This window comes from Bradyrhizobium sp. ISRA464 (assembly GCF_029910095.1).
Lineage (GTDB): Bacteria > Pseudomonadota > Alphaproteobacteria > Rhizobiales > Xanthobacteraceae > Bradyrhizobium.
Genome location: NZ_CP094526.1, coordinates 4,943,061 through 4,960,402 on the forward strand (window position 1 = coordinate 4,943,061; position 17,342 = coordinate 4,960,402).

The window sequence follows — 17,342 nt, forward strand, 5'->3', positions numbered from 1 at the left end:
CGTCAACAAAATAGTAGGCGTCGGCGGGACACCGCTTAGGGATCGATCAGCGCGCCTGGCGCTCAGCCGCGCGACATCACCACCGGCGCCGGCGGGTGCGGCCGGAATTCGGTCAGGCGACCGAAGCGGTCTTCTCGCGATACGACGACAGCAGCTTGCGGATGTCGGTCGCCGGCACCGGGCGGCTGAACAGATAGCCCTGCATTTCGGTACAGCCGAGGATGTGGAGCATGTTGCGCTGCTGCTCGGTCTCGACACCCTCGGCGGTGGTGGTCATGTCGCTGGCGGCGGCAATGTTCACGACCGCCTGGACAATCGTCGAGGACGCGCCGGCGCCGGTGAGGTCCTTGATGAAGGCGCGATCGATCTTGATCTTGTCGAACGGGAACCGCTGCAGATAGCTGAGCGAGGAGTAGCCGATGCCGAAATCGTCGAGCGCGACCCGCACGCCGAGCTCACGCAACTGATGCAGGATATCGAGCGCGGCTTCGTCGTCGCGGATCAACACCGCCTCGGTGATCTCGAGCTCGAGCCGCGAGGCCGCGAGCCCCGACGCCGCAAGCGCGGCGGCGACGTTCAGCGCCAGCGTCTGGCTCTTGAACTGAATCGGGGAGACGTTGACCGCGACATGGACGTGGTCGGGCCAGTTCACCGCTTCGCGGCACGCGGTGTTGAGCACCCAGTGCCCGAGATCGTTGATCAGGCCGGTCTCCTCCGCGACCGGGATGAAATCCGCCGGCGAGATGGTGCCGCGCTCAGGATGTCGCCAGCGCAGCAGCGCCTCGCAGCAGCTGACCCGATCGGCCTCGAGGTGGAGCAGCGGCTGATAGTGGAGCTCGAAGCTGCCGTCGGCGATCGCCTGGCGCAGCTCGAGCTCGAGGCTGCGGCGCGCCTTGGCACGTGCATCCATGTCGGCCTCGAAGAACCGGTAGGTGCGGCGGCCGTCGCTCTTCGCCCCGTACAGCGCGAGATCGGCATTGCGCAGCAAGCGATCGAGGTCGAGGCCGTCGGCAGGCGCCAGCGCGATCCCGACGCTGGCGTCGGTGGTGATCAGATGCCCAACGCAATCGATCGGCTCGCGGATCGCCTGATAGATCGCAGCCAGGAGCTGCATCGTCTCGGTGTGGCTGCGGATCGCGGTCTGGATCACGGCGAACTCGTCACCGCCGAGCCGGGCCGCGATGTCGGTGTCCTTCAGGCAGGAGCGCAGGCGGTCGGCGATCGCCTTGAGCAGCTCGTCGCCGATCTGATGGCCGAGCGCGTCGTTGACGCTCTTGAACTCGTCGATGTCGATGTACATCACGGCAAGCTGCTCGCCCGGCCGGATCGCCTTCAGCTCCTGCTCCAGCCGTTCGCGGAACAGCACGCGGTTGGGCAGATCGGTCAGGGCGTCGTAATGCGCCATATGGGCAATCTTCTCTTCGGCGCGGGTGCGCTCCGTGATGTCCTCGATCGTCGCCACCCATCCACCCTGCGGCAACGGCTTGTTGACGATCTCGATCGCACGCCCGCCGGGCGCCTCGGTGAGCTGACGCGTTGCCTTGCCGAGCGCCACGCTACGAATGATGGCATTGCAGAATTCGTCGACGTCGCCATCGAACGATCCGGTCTCCTGGCGGTGCGCGATCAGCCGCTGCATTGTGCAGCCCGGCTTCGCGATGTCAGGCGAGAGGCCGAACATCTCAAGGTAAGGCCGGTTGCAGATGATGATGCGGGCCGACGCATCGTAGAGAATGAGTCCCTGCGGAATGTTGTTCACGGCGGTCGAGAGATTACGGCGCTCGGCGGCGAGCCGCTCGTCCGAGATCTGATGTCGCTTCAGCATCAGGACGACGATGACGGTCAGGATCACGACCACTGCCATCAGCAGTCCTTCGCGCGCGCCCCAGCTCGACGTCGCGCTTCCGAGCAGGCTGCCCACCAACAGGCCCGCGCAGAACGCGAGCCCCTTGGTCGAGCCGGCCTCGGCATTCCCAGACGTTGGATTGCGATCCTCGATGCTCACGCTGGTCTCCCCGGAGACCGCATTGTTACGCGGTACAAATGGAGAGGGCGTTACAACTCGCAGTTAGCGATCGGTTACACGATACCGAGAAGAGACGCGGCAAAATCGTGCAAGGCACATGATCCGCGGGGTGCTCTCTTCGGACATGGTAAATCCCGCCTTAACGGAAACACCGCGAAACAATCGCCGTCTGTGCCGGAAAGCGACGATTTCGCCGCGGAAACCAAGCAGCGGCCTCGCGCCTCGCCGCGCTACAAAAACAAATCGTCACTGGAACGCGGTAGATTTAGCCGATCCGGAACCGTGGAGATTTAACGGATTTTCCAACCCCGCCCCGGCATATTGGCCGGGCATTTAATTTTTCGGAACGACCAGGCCTCAACCGTGACATGCTTCGGACGTGTGATCTCTGTGCGCGGCTCGCAGGCCCGGGTCGGGCTGATGGACGCCGGCCAGATGCCGCTTTCGGAAATGCGTGCGACCGTCGGCCGGTTCGTCAGCATCCGTTGCGCGAGCTCGGTCATCGTTGCCATGATCACGGAAGTATCGTGCGAGGACCTGCCGCCTTCCGACACCTATATCGCGACCGCCTCGGTCGACCTGCTCGGCGAGATCCTCGGCGGCGAGCGCCCCAAGTTCCAGCGCGGCGTCACCCACTATCCGACCATCGGTGACAGCGTCGAACTGATCACCAACCAGGAGCTGCGCACCGTTTACGCGCCGAGCGGCTCGGACCAGATCAATGTCGGCACGCTGCAGCAGGACCGCTCGGTGATTGCCTATGTCGATGTCGAGGAAATGCTCTCCAAGCACTTCGCGGTGCTCGGCTCGACCGGCGTCGGCAAGTCGACCGGCGTGTCGCTGCTGCTCAACGAGATCCTGAGGTCGCGGCCGAACCTACGCATCTTCCTGCTCGACGTCCACAACGAGTATGGCCGCTGCTTCGGCGAGCGCGCGCAGGTGCTCAACCCGCGAAACCTGAAGCTGCCGTTCTGGCTGTTCAACTTCGAAGAGATCGTCGACGTGCTGTTCGGCGGGCGACCGGGCGTGCCCGACGAGCTCGACATCCTCGCCGAAGTGATTCCGGTCGCAAAGGGCATCTACACCCAATACCAGAGCTCCGACCGGGTCGGCCTCGGGCTGAAGCGCGTCGACCCCAAGCAGATCGGCTACACCGTGGATACGCCGGTGCCCTATCGCCTCGTCGACCTGATCTCGCTGATCGACGAGCGCATGGGCAAGCTGGAGAACCGTTCCTCGCGCATCATCTATCACAAGCTGATCTCGCGCATCGACACGGTGCGCAACGATCCGCGCTACGCCTTCATGTTCGACAACGCCAATGTCGGCGGCGACACCATGGCGGAAGTGATCAGCCATTTGTTCCGCCTGCCGGCCAACGGCAAGCCGATGACCATCATGCAGCTCGCCGGCTTCCCCGCCGAAGTCGTCGATTCCGTGGTGTCGGTGCTGTGCCGCATGGCGTTCGATTTCGGCCTGTGGAGCGACGGCGTCTCGCCCATGCTGTTCGTCTGCGAGGAAGCGCACCGCTACGCCTCCGCCGACCGCAACATCGGATTTGGGCCGACGCGCAAGGCAGTGTCGCGCATCGCCAAGGAAGGCCGCAAATACGGCGTTTATCTCGGCCTCATCACCCAGCGTCCGGCCGAGCTCGACGCGACCATCATCTCCCAGTGCAACACGCTGTTCACGATGCGCCTTGCCAACGACCGCGACCAGGCGCTGCTGCGCTCCGCGGTCTCGGACGCCGCCGCCAATCTGCTGTCGTTCGTGCCCTCGCTCGGTACCCGCGAGGTGCTGGCGTTCGGCGAAGGCGTGGCGCTGCCGACGCGCCTGCGCTTCAAGGAGGTGCCGCCGCACCAGGTGCCGCGCGGCGAGGCCACGATCGCCACGGTGCCGTCGGTCACCGCCGGCCATGATATGCATTTCGTCACCGCTGTGCTGGAACGCTGGCGCGGCGCCACCTCGCATCGCGACGCGCTCGGCGATTCCGGCGCCAACGACCGGGCGCCGCCGCGCTCGATGGCTCCGGCGGAAGCCCCGATGCTGCAGCCCTCGCTCGGACTCGATCCGGATCGCTTCTCGCTCCTGAAGAAGCCGCTGCGCTAGCGCGTGATGATGCGCCAATAAGGACCATGGCCAGGGCGCCGATGCGCCTTGCACCGAGGCCATCATCCACTATGGTTTCAGACGACGCCGCATTCCTGCGGCATGCCGGAACCATCTCATGACGCAGCCGACCGCAAAACGCTTCGCCACGCCCGCTCTCGACCAGCTCCCTGACGACATTCGCACACGCATCCTGGCGGTGCAGGAGAAGTCCGGCTTCGTGCCGAACGTCTTCCTGTCGCTGACCTATCGTCCAGACGAGTTTCGCGCGTTCTTCGCCTATCACGACGCGCTGATGGAGAAGGACAGCGGGCTCTCCAAGGCCGAGCGCGAAATGATCGTGGTGGCGACCAGCGCCGCCAATCAGTGCCAGTATTGCGTGATTGCCCACGGCGCGATCCTGCGCATCCGCGCCAAGAATCCATTGATCGCCGACCAGATCGCGGTCAACTACCGCAAGGCCGATATCACGCCGCGGCAGCGCGCGATGCTCGATTTCGCGATGAAGGTGAGCCGTTCGGCCGAGGAGGTCTCGGAGGCCGACTTCACCACCCTCGCCGCCCACGGCTTCAGCGACGACGACATCTGGGATATCGCCGCGGTCGCGGCGTTCTTCGCGCTCTCGAACCGGATGGCGAATGTCACCGCAATGCGCCCGAACGACGAGTTCTACATGCTCGGGCGGCAGCCGAAGTAGAGGGCGCGTTGGCCGACTGGAACGAGATCATCTGACCTGCGGCACCCCCGTAGAGCGGTGGCTGCACCGCGCACTCGGCGGCAAGGAGGATCCATGCGGGCCGGATCCGGCACCGTCGCACGCCCAGGTTGATCAGTCGTCCGATGCCGGCCCGCACCAGCCGGGCAGATAGACCGCATCCTTGCTCCGCCCGAGCGCCAGGCCCTTCTCCAGCGCCTTGGCGAAGTTGTTCTCCACCGTCTTGCGCGGAATGTGCCGGCGCAGGAAATCCGCCCACAGGAATTCGCTGAACGGCGTTGTGTCCTTGGCGAAGCCGCCGGCCCGGCGCATTTCGCCGGCGAGGCTGCGGAACGGATCGTCCTTGAGACCCTTGATCGACTTCGGAATGTCCCTGAAGTGACAACGCTCGCCCTTGGCGTCGTAGGGGTAGACCCAACGTTTGTTGTCCATCACGCCCCAGAACACATCGCGCTCGACCATCGTGAGGTCGCCGATCACGGTCACCAGGATGTCCTTCACACCCTCCTCGTGCAGTGCGCGCGCCATGTGATGGTGATCGACCACGTAATAGTGGTCGTCGGGACCATGGACCACCGGGATCATGTGCTTGCCAAGCAGTTCCGCGCGCTTTTTGTCGGAGGTGTGCTCGCGCCAGCGCTTCCGCTTCTCTTGCACTTCGTGCATGCCCACCGTCATCTGGGTCGGCCGCAGCGACATGATCGGCACCGGCTTGACGTAGGGTTCGCGCGTATGGGCCATGATCTGTGCTCCCCTGTGGCCGGCATCTGCAACGGGTTCCATTATGACATGATGTCTCAGGCGGGTAAAAGGCCCGGGTTCGCGCGATTTTCGCGGCCGGACAACCGCCCGGAAATCCCGCGATCTCGGACTCAAAGGGCCTGCAGACGCCGACGAGTGGCGCAACATCACCGTCAACCCGCACGGCTGTACCCGTTCAAGAATGGCGTCAGCGAGGAAGGCATGCGCGTGTCGCCGGCTCTATGAGCTGCCGCTTGTCCGCAGCGAGACCCCGGCGGGCTGGACTACGATTCACGTCGTCAACTAAGGACAGCCTGCTCCATGGTCTCAACGTGGGGGACCTGGAAGGGCTCGGCCCCATCGGATCAAAGTATGACGACGTTGCACCGCAAACTGTGCATGCGCGAAAGTCGTACGAACGTTCCAGCATCCGCATCGGCGATCGCTACGCCGAGATTCTCCGCGCCACCGACGATGGACGGCTCAAGATCGACAACGGCCGGTTCCAACACGATGAGGCATGAATACCACCTCCGCGCGCACCAAGATTTTAGATGAGGAGCGCGGCGAACATGCTACATATTGGTTGCGACGCGACCGGACTGACAGCAGTGAAAACGCAGCGGCCAATCACCTCGGATGATGAGCATGTGGTGCTCAAATTCCGGCCGCGTACCTCTACGCAACCGCCCGGCAAGCGCGAGGAGCCAACCCGGTCGAGCCGTCCGGCGTCCGTCGCCAATGACCTGTCCCGCTACGAGAAGCCGCGCGAGGAGCCGGACGACTTCCGCCAGCGCATGCTTGCCAACATCGCCGCCTTCGCCTTCACCGTGGCGCTCACCGCGATCGGTATCTGGCTCGCCATGAGCATCGCCGACCTGCGCAAGACCCAGGACTGCGTGCTGATGGGCCGGCGCGACTGCGCGAAGATTTCAGTAATGCCGCGAAGCTAGGAGCCTGTCCAGTTAGCTCCGGGAAGGCGGGCTAATATAATGATAGCGGCTCATGCGACCCTCGCCAGCTTGACGAGGTTGTGAGCGGTGCAGATCAGGGCCCATTCGGCCTTCACTTTGTCGATGCCGCGCAGCAGGAATTGCCTGAACCCTCTTGCCTGTTTGATCTGTCCGAAGACGGGTTCGACGATCTGCTTACGCAAGCGGTAGCGACTTCGGTAGCCGGCGCGCTTGAGCTTGGTGCTCATCCTGGCGATCAGCGATCCGGCTCTTGAAGCCGTTTTCGCAGTGGCGGACGGGGTGCCGTGCTTCTGCCTCCCGGTGGCGATGTAGCCCTCGATGCGCCGCCGCTTGATCGTGCGAAGATTGGCGGCGGAGCAGTAGCCGGCGTCGGCCGACACTTCGTCGGGATTGGTCCCCAAATTGGCCCTGATCCCGTCGAGCAACGGCGCCAGTTGCGCCTGATCGCTGGAGGAACCGGTCAGCGTCTGCGCCACGATGATCTGATGGGCACCATCGACCGCGGCCTGGGCGTTGTAGCCCTGGATGTAACCGTCCTTGGTCTTCAGGATGCGGCTCTCCGGGTCGGTGAAATTGCGTTGCGCCTTGCCGTCGGGCTCGGTTTTCGTCGGCGTCTTGCCGCTCTTCTTGCGGCCTTCGGCGACGCGACGCTCCTCGGCCTCGGCCCGCGCCTTGCTCTCCGCCTCGGCTGCAGCCTTGGCTTCGGCCTCCAGCGCGGCCTTGGCCTCGCGTATCTTCTCAAGCCGCTTCTGCTTGTCGGCCACCCAATCGGGCATTTCGTCGCCGCGCTGGTCGCCGTAGCGCTGGTCCTCCTCCGCATCGGCGGCCTCGGCGGCCTTGAGCCAGCGATCGACCTCCGCTTCAAGCTCCGCTTCCCGCTTCTTCATGCGATCGTAGCTCATCGCCTTGTGCTTGGACGCGTTCGCCTTGATCTTGGTGCCGTCGAGCGCAACGTGCCCGAGCTTCACCAACCCGGCCTTCTCGGCGAGCTTCAGCACCTGCACAAACAGGTCGGCCAGCGCCTTAAGGTGCCGCCGCCGGAACTCCGAGATCGTGCGGAAGTCCGGCGGGTCGCCGGCCACGATCATCATGAAATCCGCCCGCTCCACCGTCGCCTTGGCGATCCGCCGCGACGAGTAGATGCCGCTCGCATAGCCGTGCAGAAGCAGCGCCGTCATCATCCGCGGATCAAACGGCGGCTGACCCAGCCCACTCCGGTAGCTGCCGAGGAGCGCCGATAGATCAAGGCTTTCCCTGACCAGCGACACGATCAACCGCGAAACGTGATCTTGCGGCACATAATCCTGCACGCGCGGCGGCAGAAGCTGGGCCTCATCGATCTTCCAGGGGCGAAATTCCTTGCTCATCGCTATGTAAGGAATCAGACTCGCACCCTCTTGACCAGTCACTACTCAGACAGGCTCCTAGGCCGGCCGGAACCCCTGCCCGGAAGCCCCCTACCCAGCCGGCCAAGCTCCATTGAACTAACGGCCCCGCTCCGATATACGGGCACACGACTCCGGCAACAGAACTCGGGGATGCTGGGGCGACGCGTCCGTTTCCTTCGAAGCCGCTCCTCAATTACCCCCATTATATCAAAGGCTTAATGATGTCTTCCACATTCGAGCAGATCGCCAACATTATCGCGGAGACCTGCGATATTCCGCGCGACACGATCAAGCCGGAGAGCCATGCCATCGACGATCTGGGAATCGACAGCCTCGACTTCCTGGACATCGCCTTTGCCATCGACAAGGCGTTCGGAATCAAGATGCCGCTCGAGAAGTGGACCCAGGAGGTCAACGACGGCAAGGCGACGACCGAGCAGTACTTCGTGCTGAAGAACCTCGCCGATCGCATCGACGAGCTGGTCGCGGCCAAGAACGCGGGCGCGGGCACGGGCTCGTAATCGCCCGCCATGCAGCTTGAATATTTTCAGCTGATTGATCGGATCGTCGACCTCAACCTCGACGCCAAGACGATCATGGTCGAAGCCCAGGTTCCGACCGCGAACACGATCTTCGAGGGACACTTTCCGGGCTACCCGATCATGCCCGGCGTACTTCTGACCGAAGCGATGGCGCAGAGTTCGGGCTGGTTGCTGCTCGGCCTGATGAAGTTTGAGCGCATGCCGTTTCTGGCGATGATCCGGGAAGCGAAGATGCGTGGCTTCGTCAATCCGGGCGACCTCCTGACGATCGAGGCCAAGCTCGAACACGAGGGCTCCGGTTTCGCGGTCACGTCAGCAAAGATACGGGTCGGCAAGGACCTCAAGTGCAATGCCGACCTGACCTTCCGCACGATCCCCTTCCCCAGTCCGGACTTGCGTGTGTACATGGATGCGATGGCCAACAAGATCGGCTTCCCGCTCGAGGGAATGACCCATGGCTGAGCCGAAAGAAGTCTGGATCACCGGAATCGGCCTGCTCTCCTCGCTTGGCGAGGGACTTGACACCCATTGGGAGGCGCTCGCCGCCAAGCGCGTCAACGTCGACAAGCAGCGCCTCGCGCCTTACGTGATCCATCCGATCGCCCCGGTCACCTTCGACTCGCAGATCCCCAAGAAGGGCGACCAACGCCAGATGGAGATGTGGCAGCGCATCGGCACCTATGCGGCCGGCCTTGCGCTCGACTCCGCCGGCGTCAAAGGCAATCAGGAAATCCTGTCGCGGATGGACATGATCATCGCGGCCGGCGGCGGCGAGCGCGATCTCAAGGTCGACCTGGCGATCATGAATGCCGACGCGCAGGGCAACTTGCCGTCCGGCGCCATCAACGAGAAGCTGATGAACGAACTGCGTCCGACGCTGTTCCTGGCGCAGCTCTCCAACCTGCTCGCCGGCAATATCGCGATCGTTCACGGCGTGTGCGGCACCTCGCGCACTTTCATGGGCGAGGAAGCCTCGAGCATCGACGCGGCGCGCAACGCGGTCGCGCGCATCGGAGCGGGCCAGAGCGACATCGCATTGGTCGGTGCCGCCCACAATGGCGATCGCGGTGATCTGCTGATGCTCTATCAATTCGGCGGTTTCAGCCTGAAGGACCAGTATGTGCCGGTCTGGGCTCGCAAGGACGAGCCGGGCTTCGCACTCGGCTCGGCTGGCGCATTCCTGGTGATGGAATCGCGCGAGCATGCCGAAGCCCGCGGTGCGAAGCCCTACGCCAAGCTGACCAAGGTGGTTGCCGATCTGGCCCGACGCCAGCAGCCCGGCGCCCTGACGAAATCGCTGCAGGCGATGTGGACGAAGCTCGGCGTGAGCGACGAGGAGACGGCCCTGATCACGGGCGCGTCCGGCGCCGAACCCGCCACCGCGGAAGAGCGCGCCTTCCTGGGCGAACATCCCGGCCTCGCTGTGCGGGCCACCGGGACGACCTTCGGCCATACGGTGGAAGCGCAGTTTCCGCTTGGACTGGCGCTGGCCGCATTGTCGATTTCGCGCGGGGCACTCTACCCGGCCAACGACCCGACCGGGTTCGAGGTTGAAAAGGCCGGTGCTCCAACCCAGATTGTCGTCATGGGAGCCGGTCACTGGCAGGGCGAAGGCATGGCCCTTGTCGAGGCCGTCAAGTAGGTCTGGCGCAGCACCGACGGGGAAACCATGACAGCACCACGCGATAAATTCGGCCGGCCGATCGTTGTCGTGACCGGCATGGGAATCGTGACCTCGCTCGGCGCGGGCAAGACGGACAACTGGAAGCGTCTGACTGCCGGCGAGTCCGGCATCAAGACGGTGACGCGCTTCCCGATCGACGGCATGAAGACGACGATGGCCGGCGCGGTTGATTTCGTCACGGTCGACCCGTTCTCGTCGACCAGTCTTTCCGAGCGCCTCGCGGTGATGGCCACCGAGGAAGCGCTCGGGCAATCCGCGATCGGCAACAAGGGCGATTTTCCCGGTCCGCTGTTTCTGGCCGTTGCTCCGATCGAGACCGAATGGCCGCAACGGCTGGAGGTGGCGCGCGCCGTCGAGACGAAGGATTTCGGAATAGTCGAGTATCTGGCGGCCTGCGGCAGCGGCAACTTCACCCGCTTTCATCGCCGTTTCACCTTCGGCTCGGTCGCGCTCCAGCTCGCGGAGACCTTCGGCACCAAGGGGTCGCCGATCTCGCTGTCGACAGCCTGCGCGTCAGGCGCGACTGCGATACAGCTCGGCGTCGAGGCGATCCGCCGCGGTGAAGCCGATGCGGCGCTGTGCATCGCGACCGACGGCTCGGTCAATCCGGAAGCTATGGTGCGCTTCTCGCTGCTGTCGGCCCTCTCGACCCAGAACGATCCGCCACAGGGCGCCTCGAAGCCGTTCTCGAAGAACCGCGACGGTTTCGTGATGGCCGAGGGCGCCGGCGCGCTCGTGCTCGAGAGCTACGAGGCGGCAATGGCCCGCGGCGCACGCATCCTCGGCGTCGTCGCCGGCTGCGGCGAGCTCACCGACTCCTTCCACCGCACGCGCTCGAGCCCGGACGGCAAGCCCGCGATCGGCTGCGTGCGCAAGACGCTTGCCGACGCAGGCATGGAGCCGAACCAGATCGACCACATCAACGCGCACGGCACATCGACGCCGGAGAACGACAAGATGGAATATCTTGCGACCTCGGCGGTGTTCGGCGAACACACTGCCAATATCCCGGTGTCGTCGAACAAATCGATGGTCGGCCACACCATCTCGGCGGCCGGCGCGGTCGAGGCGATCTTCTCGCTGCTGACGCTCGAGCATCAACGGATTCCACCGACCATCAATTACGAAGTGCCGGATCCGGCAATTCCGTTCGACGTGGTCGGCAACAAGGCACGCGATGCGCGCGTCACTGCCGTGATGTCGAACTCGTTCGGTTTCGGCGGGCAAAATGCCTCGCTGATCCTGACGCGCGAACCCGCCTGAGCTGACGCTCTCGCTTCGCGCGATGAATCGCCTGCTCCTTCGCACCAGGGCGCGTCTTCGCGACGCCGCGAAACCTGTGACCGAGGCTGCGATCGGCGCGCTGACGATCGGCCTGTTGCGAACCACGCGCTATTTCGATCCGGACAAAACGGCGGACTTCTTCGGCCGGGCCGCGCATTTCATCGGCCGCCGGTTGCGCGAGGACCGCATCGGCCGTGAGAATCTCAGGGCCGCCTTCCCGGAAAAGTCGCCGGAGGAGATCGAGACAATCCTCGCTGGCGTCTGGAACAATCTCGGCCGCCTCGGTGCCGAGTTTGCCCATCTCGATCACATCTGGGACTACGACCTCGACCATCCGGAAAAGCCCAGCCGGGTCGAATTCTCGCCCCGCAGCAAGGAGCTGTTCGACCAACTCCGCGACGACGGCAAGCCGGCGCTGTTCTTCGCCGCGCATCTCGGCAATTGGGAGCTTCCCGCGCTCGCCGCGGTCGCCCATGGGCTCGATGCCGCGATCCTGTTTCGCAGACCGAACATCGAATCCGCTGACCGCGCCATCGAACGCATCCGCGCGGTCAAGATGGGAACGCTGATCCCGGCCGGCCGCAACGCACCGCTGCGGCTCGGACAGGCCCTGCAGAACGGCCAGCATGTCGCGATGCTGGTCGACCAATATCTGACCAACGGCGTTCCGGTCACCTTCTTCGGCCGCAAAACCACCGCCAATCCGCTGCTGGCGCGTCTGCGCCGCCAGGTCGACTGCCCGATCCACGGCACGCGCATCATCCGCCTGCCCAACGGCCGCTTCCGCGCCGAACTCTCCGAGGAAGTGAAGCCGGTGTTCGATGCATCCGGCCAGGTCGACATCCAGGGCACGATGCAGGCGGTCACCGATGTCGTCGAGAGCTGGATCCGCGAATATCCGGATCAGTGGCTCTGGCTGCACCGGCGCTGGCGGTAGTCCTGCGGCAAACCTCACCGAGTCATTGCGAGGAGCGAAGCGACGAAGCAATCCATGCTTCAACCCGTGTGGCGGGATGGATTGCTTCGCTGCGCTCGCAATGACACCCCCTGCAGCCATGACGCTTCGCGTCACCGCCCCGTCTTCACCCGGGTCCACAGCCGGTTGATGATCCGCTGCGTGGCGGGATCGCGCGCGGTGATCACGAACAGCTTCTTCTGCATTGCCTCGTCGGGATAGATGTTCTTGTCGTTGAAGATCTTCGGATCGATCAGCTTCTGGCTCGCCAGATTGCCGTTGGCGTAGGAAAGGAAATTCGAATTCTTCGCGGCGACATCGGGACGGTAGAGGTAGTTGATCAGCGCATAGGCCTCCTCGACATTCTTCGCGTCCGCAGGGATCGCGAGATTGTCGAAGAACATCTGCGCCCCCTCCTTTGGAATCGTGTAGCCGATCTCGACTCCGGTCCTGGCCTCCGCGGCGCGGCTGCGCGCCTGCATGATGTCGCCCGACCATCCGACCACGAAGCAGATCTCGCCCGAGGCCAACGCGCTGAGATATTCGGACGAGTGGAATTTGCGCACATAGGGCCGGATCTTCATGACGAGCTCGGCGGCCTTCTCGAGGTCTGCCTGCTTGGTCGAATTCGGATCGAGCCCGAGATAGTTCAGGGCCGCCGGCAGGATATCGTCGGGCGAGTCCAACATGTGGATCCCGCAATCCTTGAACTTGGCGAGGTTCTCCGGCTTGAACACCATGTCCCAGCTGTCGATCTTCGCTTCGGGCCCCAGGATCTGCTGCGCCTTCTTGACGTTGTAGCCGATGCCGGTGGTGCCCCACATGTAGTTGGCGCCGTACCTATTGCCGGGGTCGTAGGTCGCGAGCTGCTTGGTCACCACGGGCCATGCATTGGCGAGGTTCGGCAGTTTCGACTTGTCGAGCGGCAAGAACACCTTGGCAGTGATCTGACGCTGCAGGAAATAGCCGGTCGGCACGACAACGTCGTAGCCCGATTTGCCCGCGAGCAGCCGCGTCTCCAGCGTCTCGTTGGCGTCGAACGTGTCGTAGACGACCTTGATGCCGGTCTCCTTGGTGAAGTCCTCCAGGACTCCCGGCGCCATGTAGTTCGACCAGTTGTAGAAGTTGACCGTGCGCTCTTGCGCATGGGCGGAGACGGACAAGAGCAAAGCCGCGGCGACGGCACCGATCAGGTACAAGTGACGGCGGCTCAGCTCTCGCATTCCGAGCTTACCTCCTGCGGCGTTGGACCGCGTCCGACAGACGCTCCAACGCGGTGTCGAGCGTTGCGTCCTTCTTGGCAAAGCAAAAACGCACGACCGACGTCACCGCGTCCTGCTCGTAGAACGCCGACACCGGTATCGCCGCGACCTTGTAGTCCTTGACGATGCGCCAGCAGAACTCCGCATCGGTCTCGTTGAGCCCGAGCGGCGACAGGTCCACGGTGAGGAAGTAGGTCCCCTGCGACTTCAGCACGGGAAAGCCGAGGCTTTCGAGCCCCTTGGTCAGGCGGTCCCGGCTCCGCGCCATATCGTTGCGCATGTTCAGGAAGTAATCGTCCGGCTTGTTGAGGCCGTAGGCGACGGCGGCCTGCAGATTGGGCGCCGTCGTGAAAGTGAGGAACTGATGCACCTTCGCGGCGACCCGCAACAGCGGCGGCGCGGCGCAGACGAAGCCGATCTTCCATCCCGTCAGCGAGAAGATCTTGCCGGCGCTGCCGACCTTGATGGTGCGGTCGCGCATGCCCGGGATCGTGATCAGCGGGATGTGCTCGCGGCCGTCGAACACCACGTGCTCCCAGACCTCGTCGCAGATCGCAACGCTGTCGAATTCCTGGCAGAACCGCGCAAGCAGTTCGAGGTCCTCGCGCGGATAGACCACCGCTGCCGGATTGAGCGGATTGTTGAACAGCACCGCCTTGGTCTTGTGATTGAAGGCGCCCCTCAACATCTCCTCGTTGAGCCGCCAGTGCGGCGGCTCGAGACGCAACAGTCGCGGAATGCCGCCGGCCTGACGGATGATCGGCAGATAGGAATCATACACCGGCTGAAACACGATCACTTCATCGCCCGGCTCAACGACGGCGAGGATCGCGGAGGTCAGCGCCTCGGTGCCCCCGGACGTCACCATCACCTCGGTCATCGGATCGAGCGTGAGGCCGTGCCAACGGCCGTAGTGCGAGGCGATCGCCTGGCGAAGCTCGGGAATGCCCATCATCGACGGATACTGGTTGTAGCCGTTGACCGAGGCGTCCGCGGCGGCGCGGCGGATATCCTCCGGTCCGGGATCGTCGGGAAAACCCTGTCCAAGATTGATGGCGTTGTTGTCGCGCGCGGCCTGCGACATCGCCTCGAAGATCGTGACCGGAAGGTCCGCGAAGACCTTGTTCATGGAAATCATGTCGGAGATCAGCCGCCCGTCCTGGTGGGCAATCCCGCAGCCTTCCAGCCGATGATGCCGCCCGCCAGATGCTTGTCGTACGGCAGGCCCGCGGCCTGGGCGGCCAGCGATGCCGTCACCGAGCGCTTGCCGGAGCGGCAGGCGAACACCACCTGCCTGCCCTTTGGATCGGGAATCGCCGCCGGGTCGAAGGTCGACAGCGGCACGACAACGCCATCGGGATAGGCCTCGACAGCGACCTCATTGGGCTCGCGGACGTCGACCAGGAGATAGCGTCCATCCGCTATTCCCTTCGACACCTCGTCCGGAAACAAATCTTGCACCTTGTGGTCCGCCACGGAAAAATCCTCCCGACATCAGTTTGGCCGGCTGCGCGCCCCCGCCGGTCCGGGCCGCAAAGTCGCCTCTCGCGCGGAGAAAATCAAGCGTCCGAAACGGGTTACGGCCTTGCTTTGAGCTAGATCGTGACTTGGGTGCCGACCTCGACCACCCGCCCGGTCGGGATCTGGAAATAGTCGGTGGCGTCGTTGGACGCGCGGCTCAAGGCGATGAACAGATGGTCCTGCCAGCGCGGCATCCCGGAATGGGCGGCCGGCTTCAGCGCGCGGCGGGACAGGAAGAACGACGTCGACATGATGTCGAACTGCCAGCCGAGCTTGCGGGCGATCGCCAGCGTCTTCGGTACGTTCGGCGATTCCATGAAGCCGAACTTCAGCGTCACCTTGGAGAAGGTCTCGCTGAGTTGCTCCATCCGAACGCGTTCGGAGGGATCGATGCGCGGCGTCGGCGCGGTTTCGATGGTGAGGATGACGTTCTTCTCGTGCAGCACCTTGTAGTGCTTGAGGCTGTGCATCAGCGCGGTCGGCGCGCTGACGGGATCGCTGGTCAGGAACACCGCGGTGCCGGAGACCCGCTGCGGCGGCCGCTTCTCCAGCATCGCGACAAGATCGGCGAGCGGAAATTCCAGCTTGCGTGACTTCTCGAATAGCAGCCGGCTGCCGTGGCGCCAGGTGTACATCAAGACGATCATGGCACCGCCGAGCGCAAGCGGCACCCAGCCGCCCTCGAATACCTTCAGGAGATTGGCGGCAAGGAAAGTGAGATCAAGGAACAGGAACGGCGCGACCAGCGCGGCGGCCGCGATCGGTGACCATCTCCAGACCCGCCAGATCACGACAAAGCCCATCATCGCGGTCACCACCATGGTGCCGGTCACGGAGATGCCGTAGGCTGAGGCCAGTGCGCTCGAGGAGCGGAACATCAGGACCAGCACGATGACCGCGATGAACAGCATGCGGTTGATGCGCGGCATAAAGATCTGCCCGGAATGCGCTTCCGAGGTGTGGCGGATCTCAAACCGCGGCAGCAGGCCAAGCTGGATCGCCTGCCGCGTCAGTGAATAGGCGCCGGTGATGACCGCCTGGCTTGCGATCACGGTCGCCACGGCCGCAAGCGCGACCATCGGGATCAGCGCCCAGTCCGGGAACATCAGGAAGAACGGGTTCTCGATTCCCTTGGGGTCACCGATCAGGAGCGCCCCCTGCCCCAGATAGTTCAGCGCCAGCGAGGGCAGCACGATGAACAGCCACGCGGTCTGGATCGGGCGCTTGCCGAAATGGCCGAGGTCGGCATAGAGCGCCTCGGCGCCGGTCACGGCAAGGAAGACCGCACCGAGCGTGATGAAACCGATCACGCCGTGATGCAGCATGAACGACACCGCCAGGACCGGATTGAACGCGTACAAGACTTCGGGATGCCGCGCGATCTGCGGCAGCGCTGCGATCGCGATCACCGCGAACCACACGCCCATCACGGGGCCGAAGAAGGCTGCGACGCGCGCCGTGCCGCGCGACTGCACCGAGAACAGCAGGACCAGGATGATCACCGTGATCGGGACGACGTAGGGATCGAAGGTCGCCGTGACCAGCTTGATACCTTCGATCGCCGATAGCACCGACAGCGCCGGGGTGATGACGGCGTCGCCGTAGAACAATGCGCCGCTGATGATGCCGAGCAGCACGATCGCGGCGGCGCCCTTGGTCGCGGCGCGCTGCGCCAGCGCCATCAGCGCCAGCGTACCGCCCTCGCCGTTGTTGTCGGCGCGAAGCAGGATCACGACATATTTCAGCGTGACGACGATGATCAGCGCCCACAGGATCAGCGAGATCACGCCGAGCACGGCGTGGGCGGTCACGCCCGCTTCACCGCCGCTCGCAGCGACGACGGCCTCGCGCAGCGCGTATAGCGGGCTGGTGCCGATGTCGCCATAGACGACACCGATGCTGCCGAGCATCAGGGCCTTGAAGCCCGCAGTGGAATGCGCCTCGCCATGCCCATTGGCCGCGGGCGTTTCCGCCGCGGTGATCGCGCTCTCGAATGACATGGGAAGCTGTGCCTCTATCTTTTACCGCACCGCACAATACAAGGCGGGGGCTATACTCCCGGCCGGAATGCATAGGTTAGCGCGCATTCAGGCCCCAGCCATGCATCTCATGCATGGGTCGGTGCGCGTACATTTCCGATT

Annotated in this window: 14 protein-coding genes and 1 pseudogene; 8 read left to right on the forward strand and 7 right to left on the reverse strand. The window is 64.1% G+C overall.

Annotated elements, in window-relative coordinates; genetic code table 11:
* Nucleotides 1-112: 112 nt before the first annotated feature.
* Nucleotides 113-1,849, reverse strand: a pseudogene (locus MTX19_RS23355) (EAL domain-containing protein); the annotation flags it as partial.
* A gap of 597 nt (nt 1,850-2,446) precedes the next feature.
* Here MTX19_RS23355 and MTX19_RS23360 point away from each other — a divergent pair.
* A complete protein-coding gene (locus MTX19_RS23360; protein WP_280984863.1) occupies nt 2,447-4,135 on the forward strand; it encodes a DUF87 domain-containing protein in 1,689 nt (562 codons plus the stop codon).
* 118 nt (nt 4,136-4,253) lie between these two features.
* Nucleotides 4,254-4,832: a peroxidase-related enzyme gene (locus MTX19_RS23365; RefSeq protein ID WP_280979489.1), complete on the forward strand. Its 579-nt coding sequence runs from the start codon at nt 4,254-4,256 to the stop codon at nt 4,830-4,832.
* A 132-nt stretch (nt 4,833-4,964) separates the two neighbouring features.
* Here the strand turns inward: MTX19_RS23365 and MTX19_RS23370 are convergent, their stop codons facing one another.
* Nucleotides 4,965-5,591 carry a ParB-like protein gene (locus MTX19_RS23370; protein ID WP_280979490.1) on the reverse strand — a complete coding sequence of 209 codons (627 nt, stop codon included), beginning with the start codon at nt 5,589-5,591 and terminating at the stop codon, nt 4,965-4,967.
* A gap of 611 nt (nt 5,592-6,202) precedes the next feature.
* On the opposite strand from MTX19_RS23370, the gene MTX19_RS23375 reads away from it, so the two are divergent.
* On the forward strand, nt 6,203-6,544 hold the full coding sequence (locus tag MTX19_RS23375) for a hypothetical protein (RefSeq protein ID WP_280984864.1): 342 nt from the start codon (nt 6,203-6,205) through the stop codon (nt 6,542-6,544).
* A gap of 50 nt (nt 6,545-6,594) precedes the next feature.
* On the opposite strand, the gene MTX19_RS23380 is transcribed toward MTX19_RS23375, so the two are convergent.
* Entirely contained in the window at nt 6,595-7,932 is a 1,338-nt protein-coding gene (locus MTX19_RS23380) for an IS1182 family transposase (protein ID WP_280979491.1), read from the reverse strand.
* 242 nt (nt 7,933-8,174) lie between these two features.
* On the opposite strand from MTX19_RS23380, the gene MTX19_RS23385 reads away from it, so the two are divergent.
* Genes MTX19_RS23385 through MTX19_RS23405 form a run of 5 tightly spaced genes read left to right on the forward strand, consistent with a single transcriptional unit; the run spans nt 8,175 to nt 12,400 of the window.
* Nucleotides 8,175-8,474 (forward strand): acyl carrier protein, encoded by a 300-nt coding sequence (locus tag MTX19_RS23385; RefSeq protein WP_195789506.1) that lies wholly within the window; start codon nt 8,175-8,177, stop codon nt 8,472-8,474.
* 9 nt (nt 8,475-8,483) lie between these two features.
* Nucleotides 8,484-8,957, forward strand: coding sequence for a 3-hydroxyacyl-ACP dehydratase FabZ family protein (locus MTX19_RS23390; protein WP_280972123.1), 474 nt, complete (start codon nt 8,484-8,486; stop codon nt 8,955-8,957).
* Nucleotides 8,950-10,137: a beta-ketoacyl-ACP synthase gene (locus MTX19_RS23395; RefSeq protein ID WP_280979492.1), complete on the forward strand. Its 1,188-nt coding sequence runs from the start codon at nt 8,950-8,952 to the stop codon at nt 10,135-10,137. The genes MTX19_RS23390 and MTX19_RS23395 overlap by 8 nt, the downstream gene beginning before the upstream one ends.
* Before the next feature lie 27 nt (nt 10,138-10,164).
* A complete protein-coding gene (locus MTX19_RS23400) occupies nt 10,165-11,442 on the forward strand; it encodes a beta-ketoacyl-ACP synthase (RefSeq protein ID WP_280979493.1) in 1,278 nt (425 codons plus the stop codon).
* 22 nt (nt 11,443-11,464) lie between these two features.
* Nucleotides 11,465-12,400 (forward strand): lipid A biosynthesis lauroyl acyltransferase, encoded by a 936-nt coding sequence (locus tag MTX19_RS23405; protein ID WP_280972126.1) that lies wholly within the window; start codon nt 11,465-11,467, stop codon nt 12,398-12,400.
* Nucleotides 12,401-12,531: 131 nt separating this feature from the next.
* Here the strand turns inward: MTX19_RS23405 and MTX19_RS23410 are convergent, their stop codons facing one another.
* The 4 genes from MTX19_RS23410 to MTX19_RS23425 all read right to left on the reverse strand — a co-directional run bounded on the left by MTX19_RS23410 (nt 12,532) and on the right by MTX19_RS23425 (nt 17,201).
* Nucleotides 12,532-13,641 carry a polyamine ABC transporter substrate-binding protein gene (locus MTX19_RS23410; RefSeq protein ID WP_280979494.1) on the reverse strand — a complete coding sequence of 370 codons (1,110 nt, stop codon included), beginning with the start codon at nt 13,639-13,641 and terminating at the stop codon, nt 12,532-12,534.
* 7 nt (nt 13,642-13,648) lie between these two features.
* Complete coding sequence (locus MTX19_RS23415) at nt 13,649-14,818, reverse strand: aminotransferase (RefSeq protein ID WP_280979495.1); 1,170 nt, start codon at nt 14,816-14,818, stop codon at nt 13,649-13,651.
* 8 nt (nt 14,819-14,826) lie between these two features.
* Entirely contained in the window at nt 14,827-15,156 is a 330-nt protein-coding gene (locus tag MTX19_RS23420; RefSeq protein ID WP_280979496.1) for a rhodanese-like domain-containing protein, read from the reverse strand.
* 119 nt (nt 15,157-15,275) lie between these two features.
* Nucleotides 15,276-17,201 carry a potassium transporter Kup gene (locus tag MTX19_RS23425; RefSeq protein ID WP_280979497.1) on the reverse strand — a complete coding sequence of 642 codons (1,926 nt, stop codon included), beginning with the start codon at nt 17,199-17,201 and terminating at the stop codon, nt 15,276-15,278.
* Between the last annotated feature and the right edge of the window lie 141 nt (nt 17,202-17,342).

What these genes read in the sequence shown, in the direction of transcription:
- MTX19_RS23390 (WP_280972123.1), top strand. Translation starts at nt 8,484, where the DNA reads ATGCAGCTTGAATATTTTCAGCTGATTGATCGGATCGTCGACCTCAAC.
- MTX19_RS23380 (WP_280979491.1), bottom strand. Translation starts at nt 7,932, where the DNA reads ATGAGCAAGGAATTTCGCCCCTGGAAGATCGATGAGGCCCAGCTTCTG.
- MTX19_RS23385 (WP_195789506.1), top strand. Translation starts at nt 8,175, where the DNA reads ATGTCTTCCACATTCGAGCAGATCGCCAACATTATCGCGGAGACCTGC.
- MTX19_RS23395 (WP_280979492.1), top strand. Translation starts at nt 8,950, where the DNA reads ATGGCTGAGCCGAAAGAAGTCTGGATCACCGGAATCGGCCTGCTCTCC.
- MTX19_RS23400 (WP_280979493.1), top strand. Translation starts at nt 10,165, where the DNA reads ATGACAGCACCACGCGATAAATTCGGCCGGCCGATCGTTGTCGTGACC.
- MTX19_RS23370 (WP_280979490.1), bottom strand. Translation starts at nt 5,591, where the DNA reads ATGGCCCATACGCGCGAACCCTACGTCAAGCCGGTGCCGATCATGTCG.
- MTX19_RS23425 (WP_280979497.1), bottom strand. Translation starts at nt 17,201, where the DNA reads ATGTCATTCGAGAGCGCGATCACCGCGGCGGAAACGCCCGCGGCCAAT.
- MTX19_RS23360 (WP_280984863.1), top strand. Translation starts at nt 2,447, where the DNA reads ATGGACGCCGGCCAGATGCCGCTTTCGGAAATGCGTGCGACCGTCGGC.
- MTX19_RS23405 (WP_280972126.1), top strand. Translation starts at nt 11,465, where the DNA reads ATGAATCGCCTGCTCCTTCGCACCAGGGCGCGTCTTCGCGACGCCGCG.
- MTX19_RS23410 (WP_280979494.1), bottom strand. Translation starts at nt 13,641, where the DNA reads ATGCGAGAGCTGAGCCGCCGTCACTTGTACCTGATCGGTGCCGTCGCC.
- MTX19_RS23415 (WP_280979495.1), bottom strand. Translation starts at nt 14,818, where the DNA reads ATGATTTCCATGAACAAGGTCTTCGCGGACCTTCCGGTCACGATCTTC.
- MTX19_RS23365 (WP_280979489.1), top strand. Translation starts at nt 4,254, where the DNA reads ATGACGCAGCCGACCGCAAAACGCTTCGCCACGCCCGCTCTCGACCAG.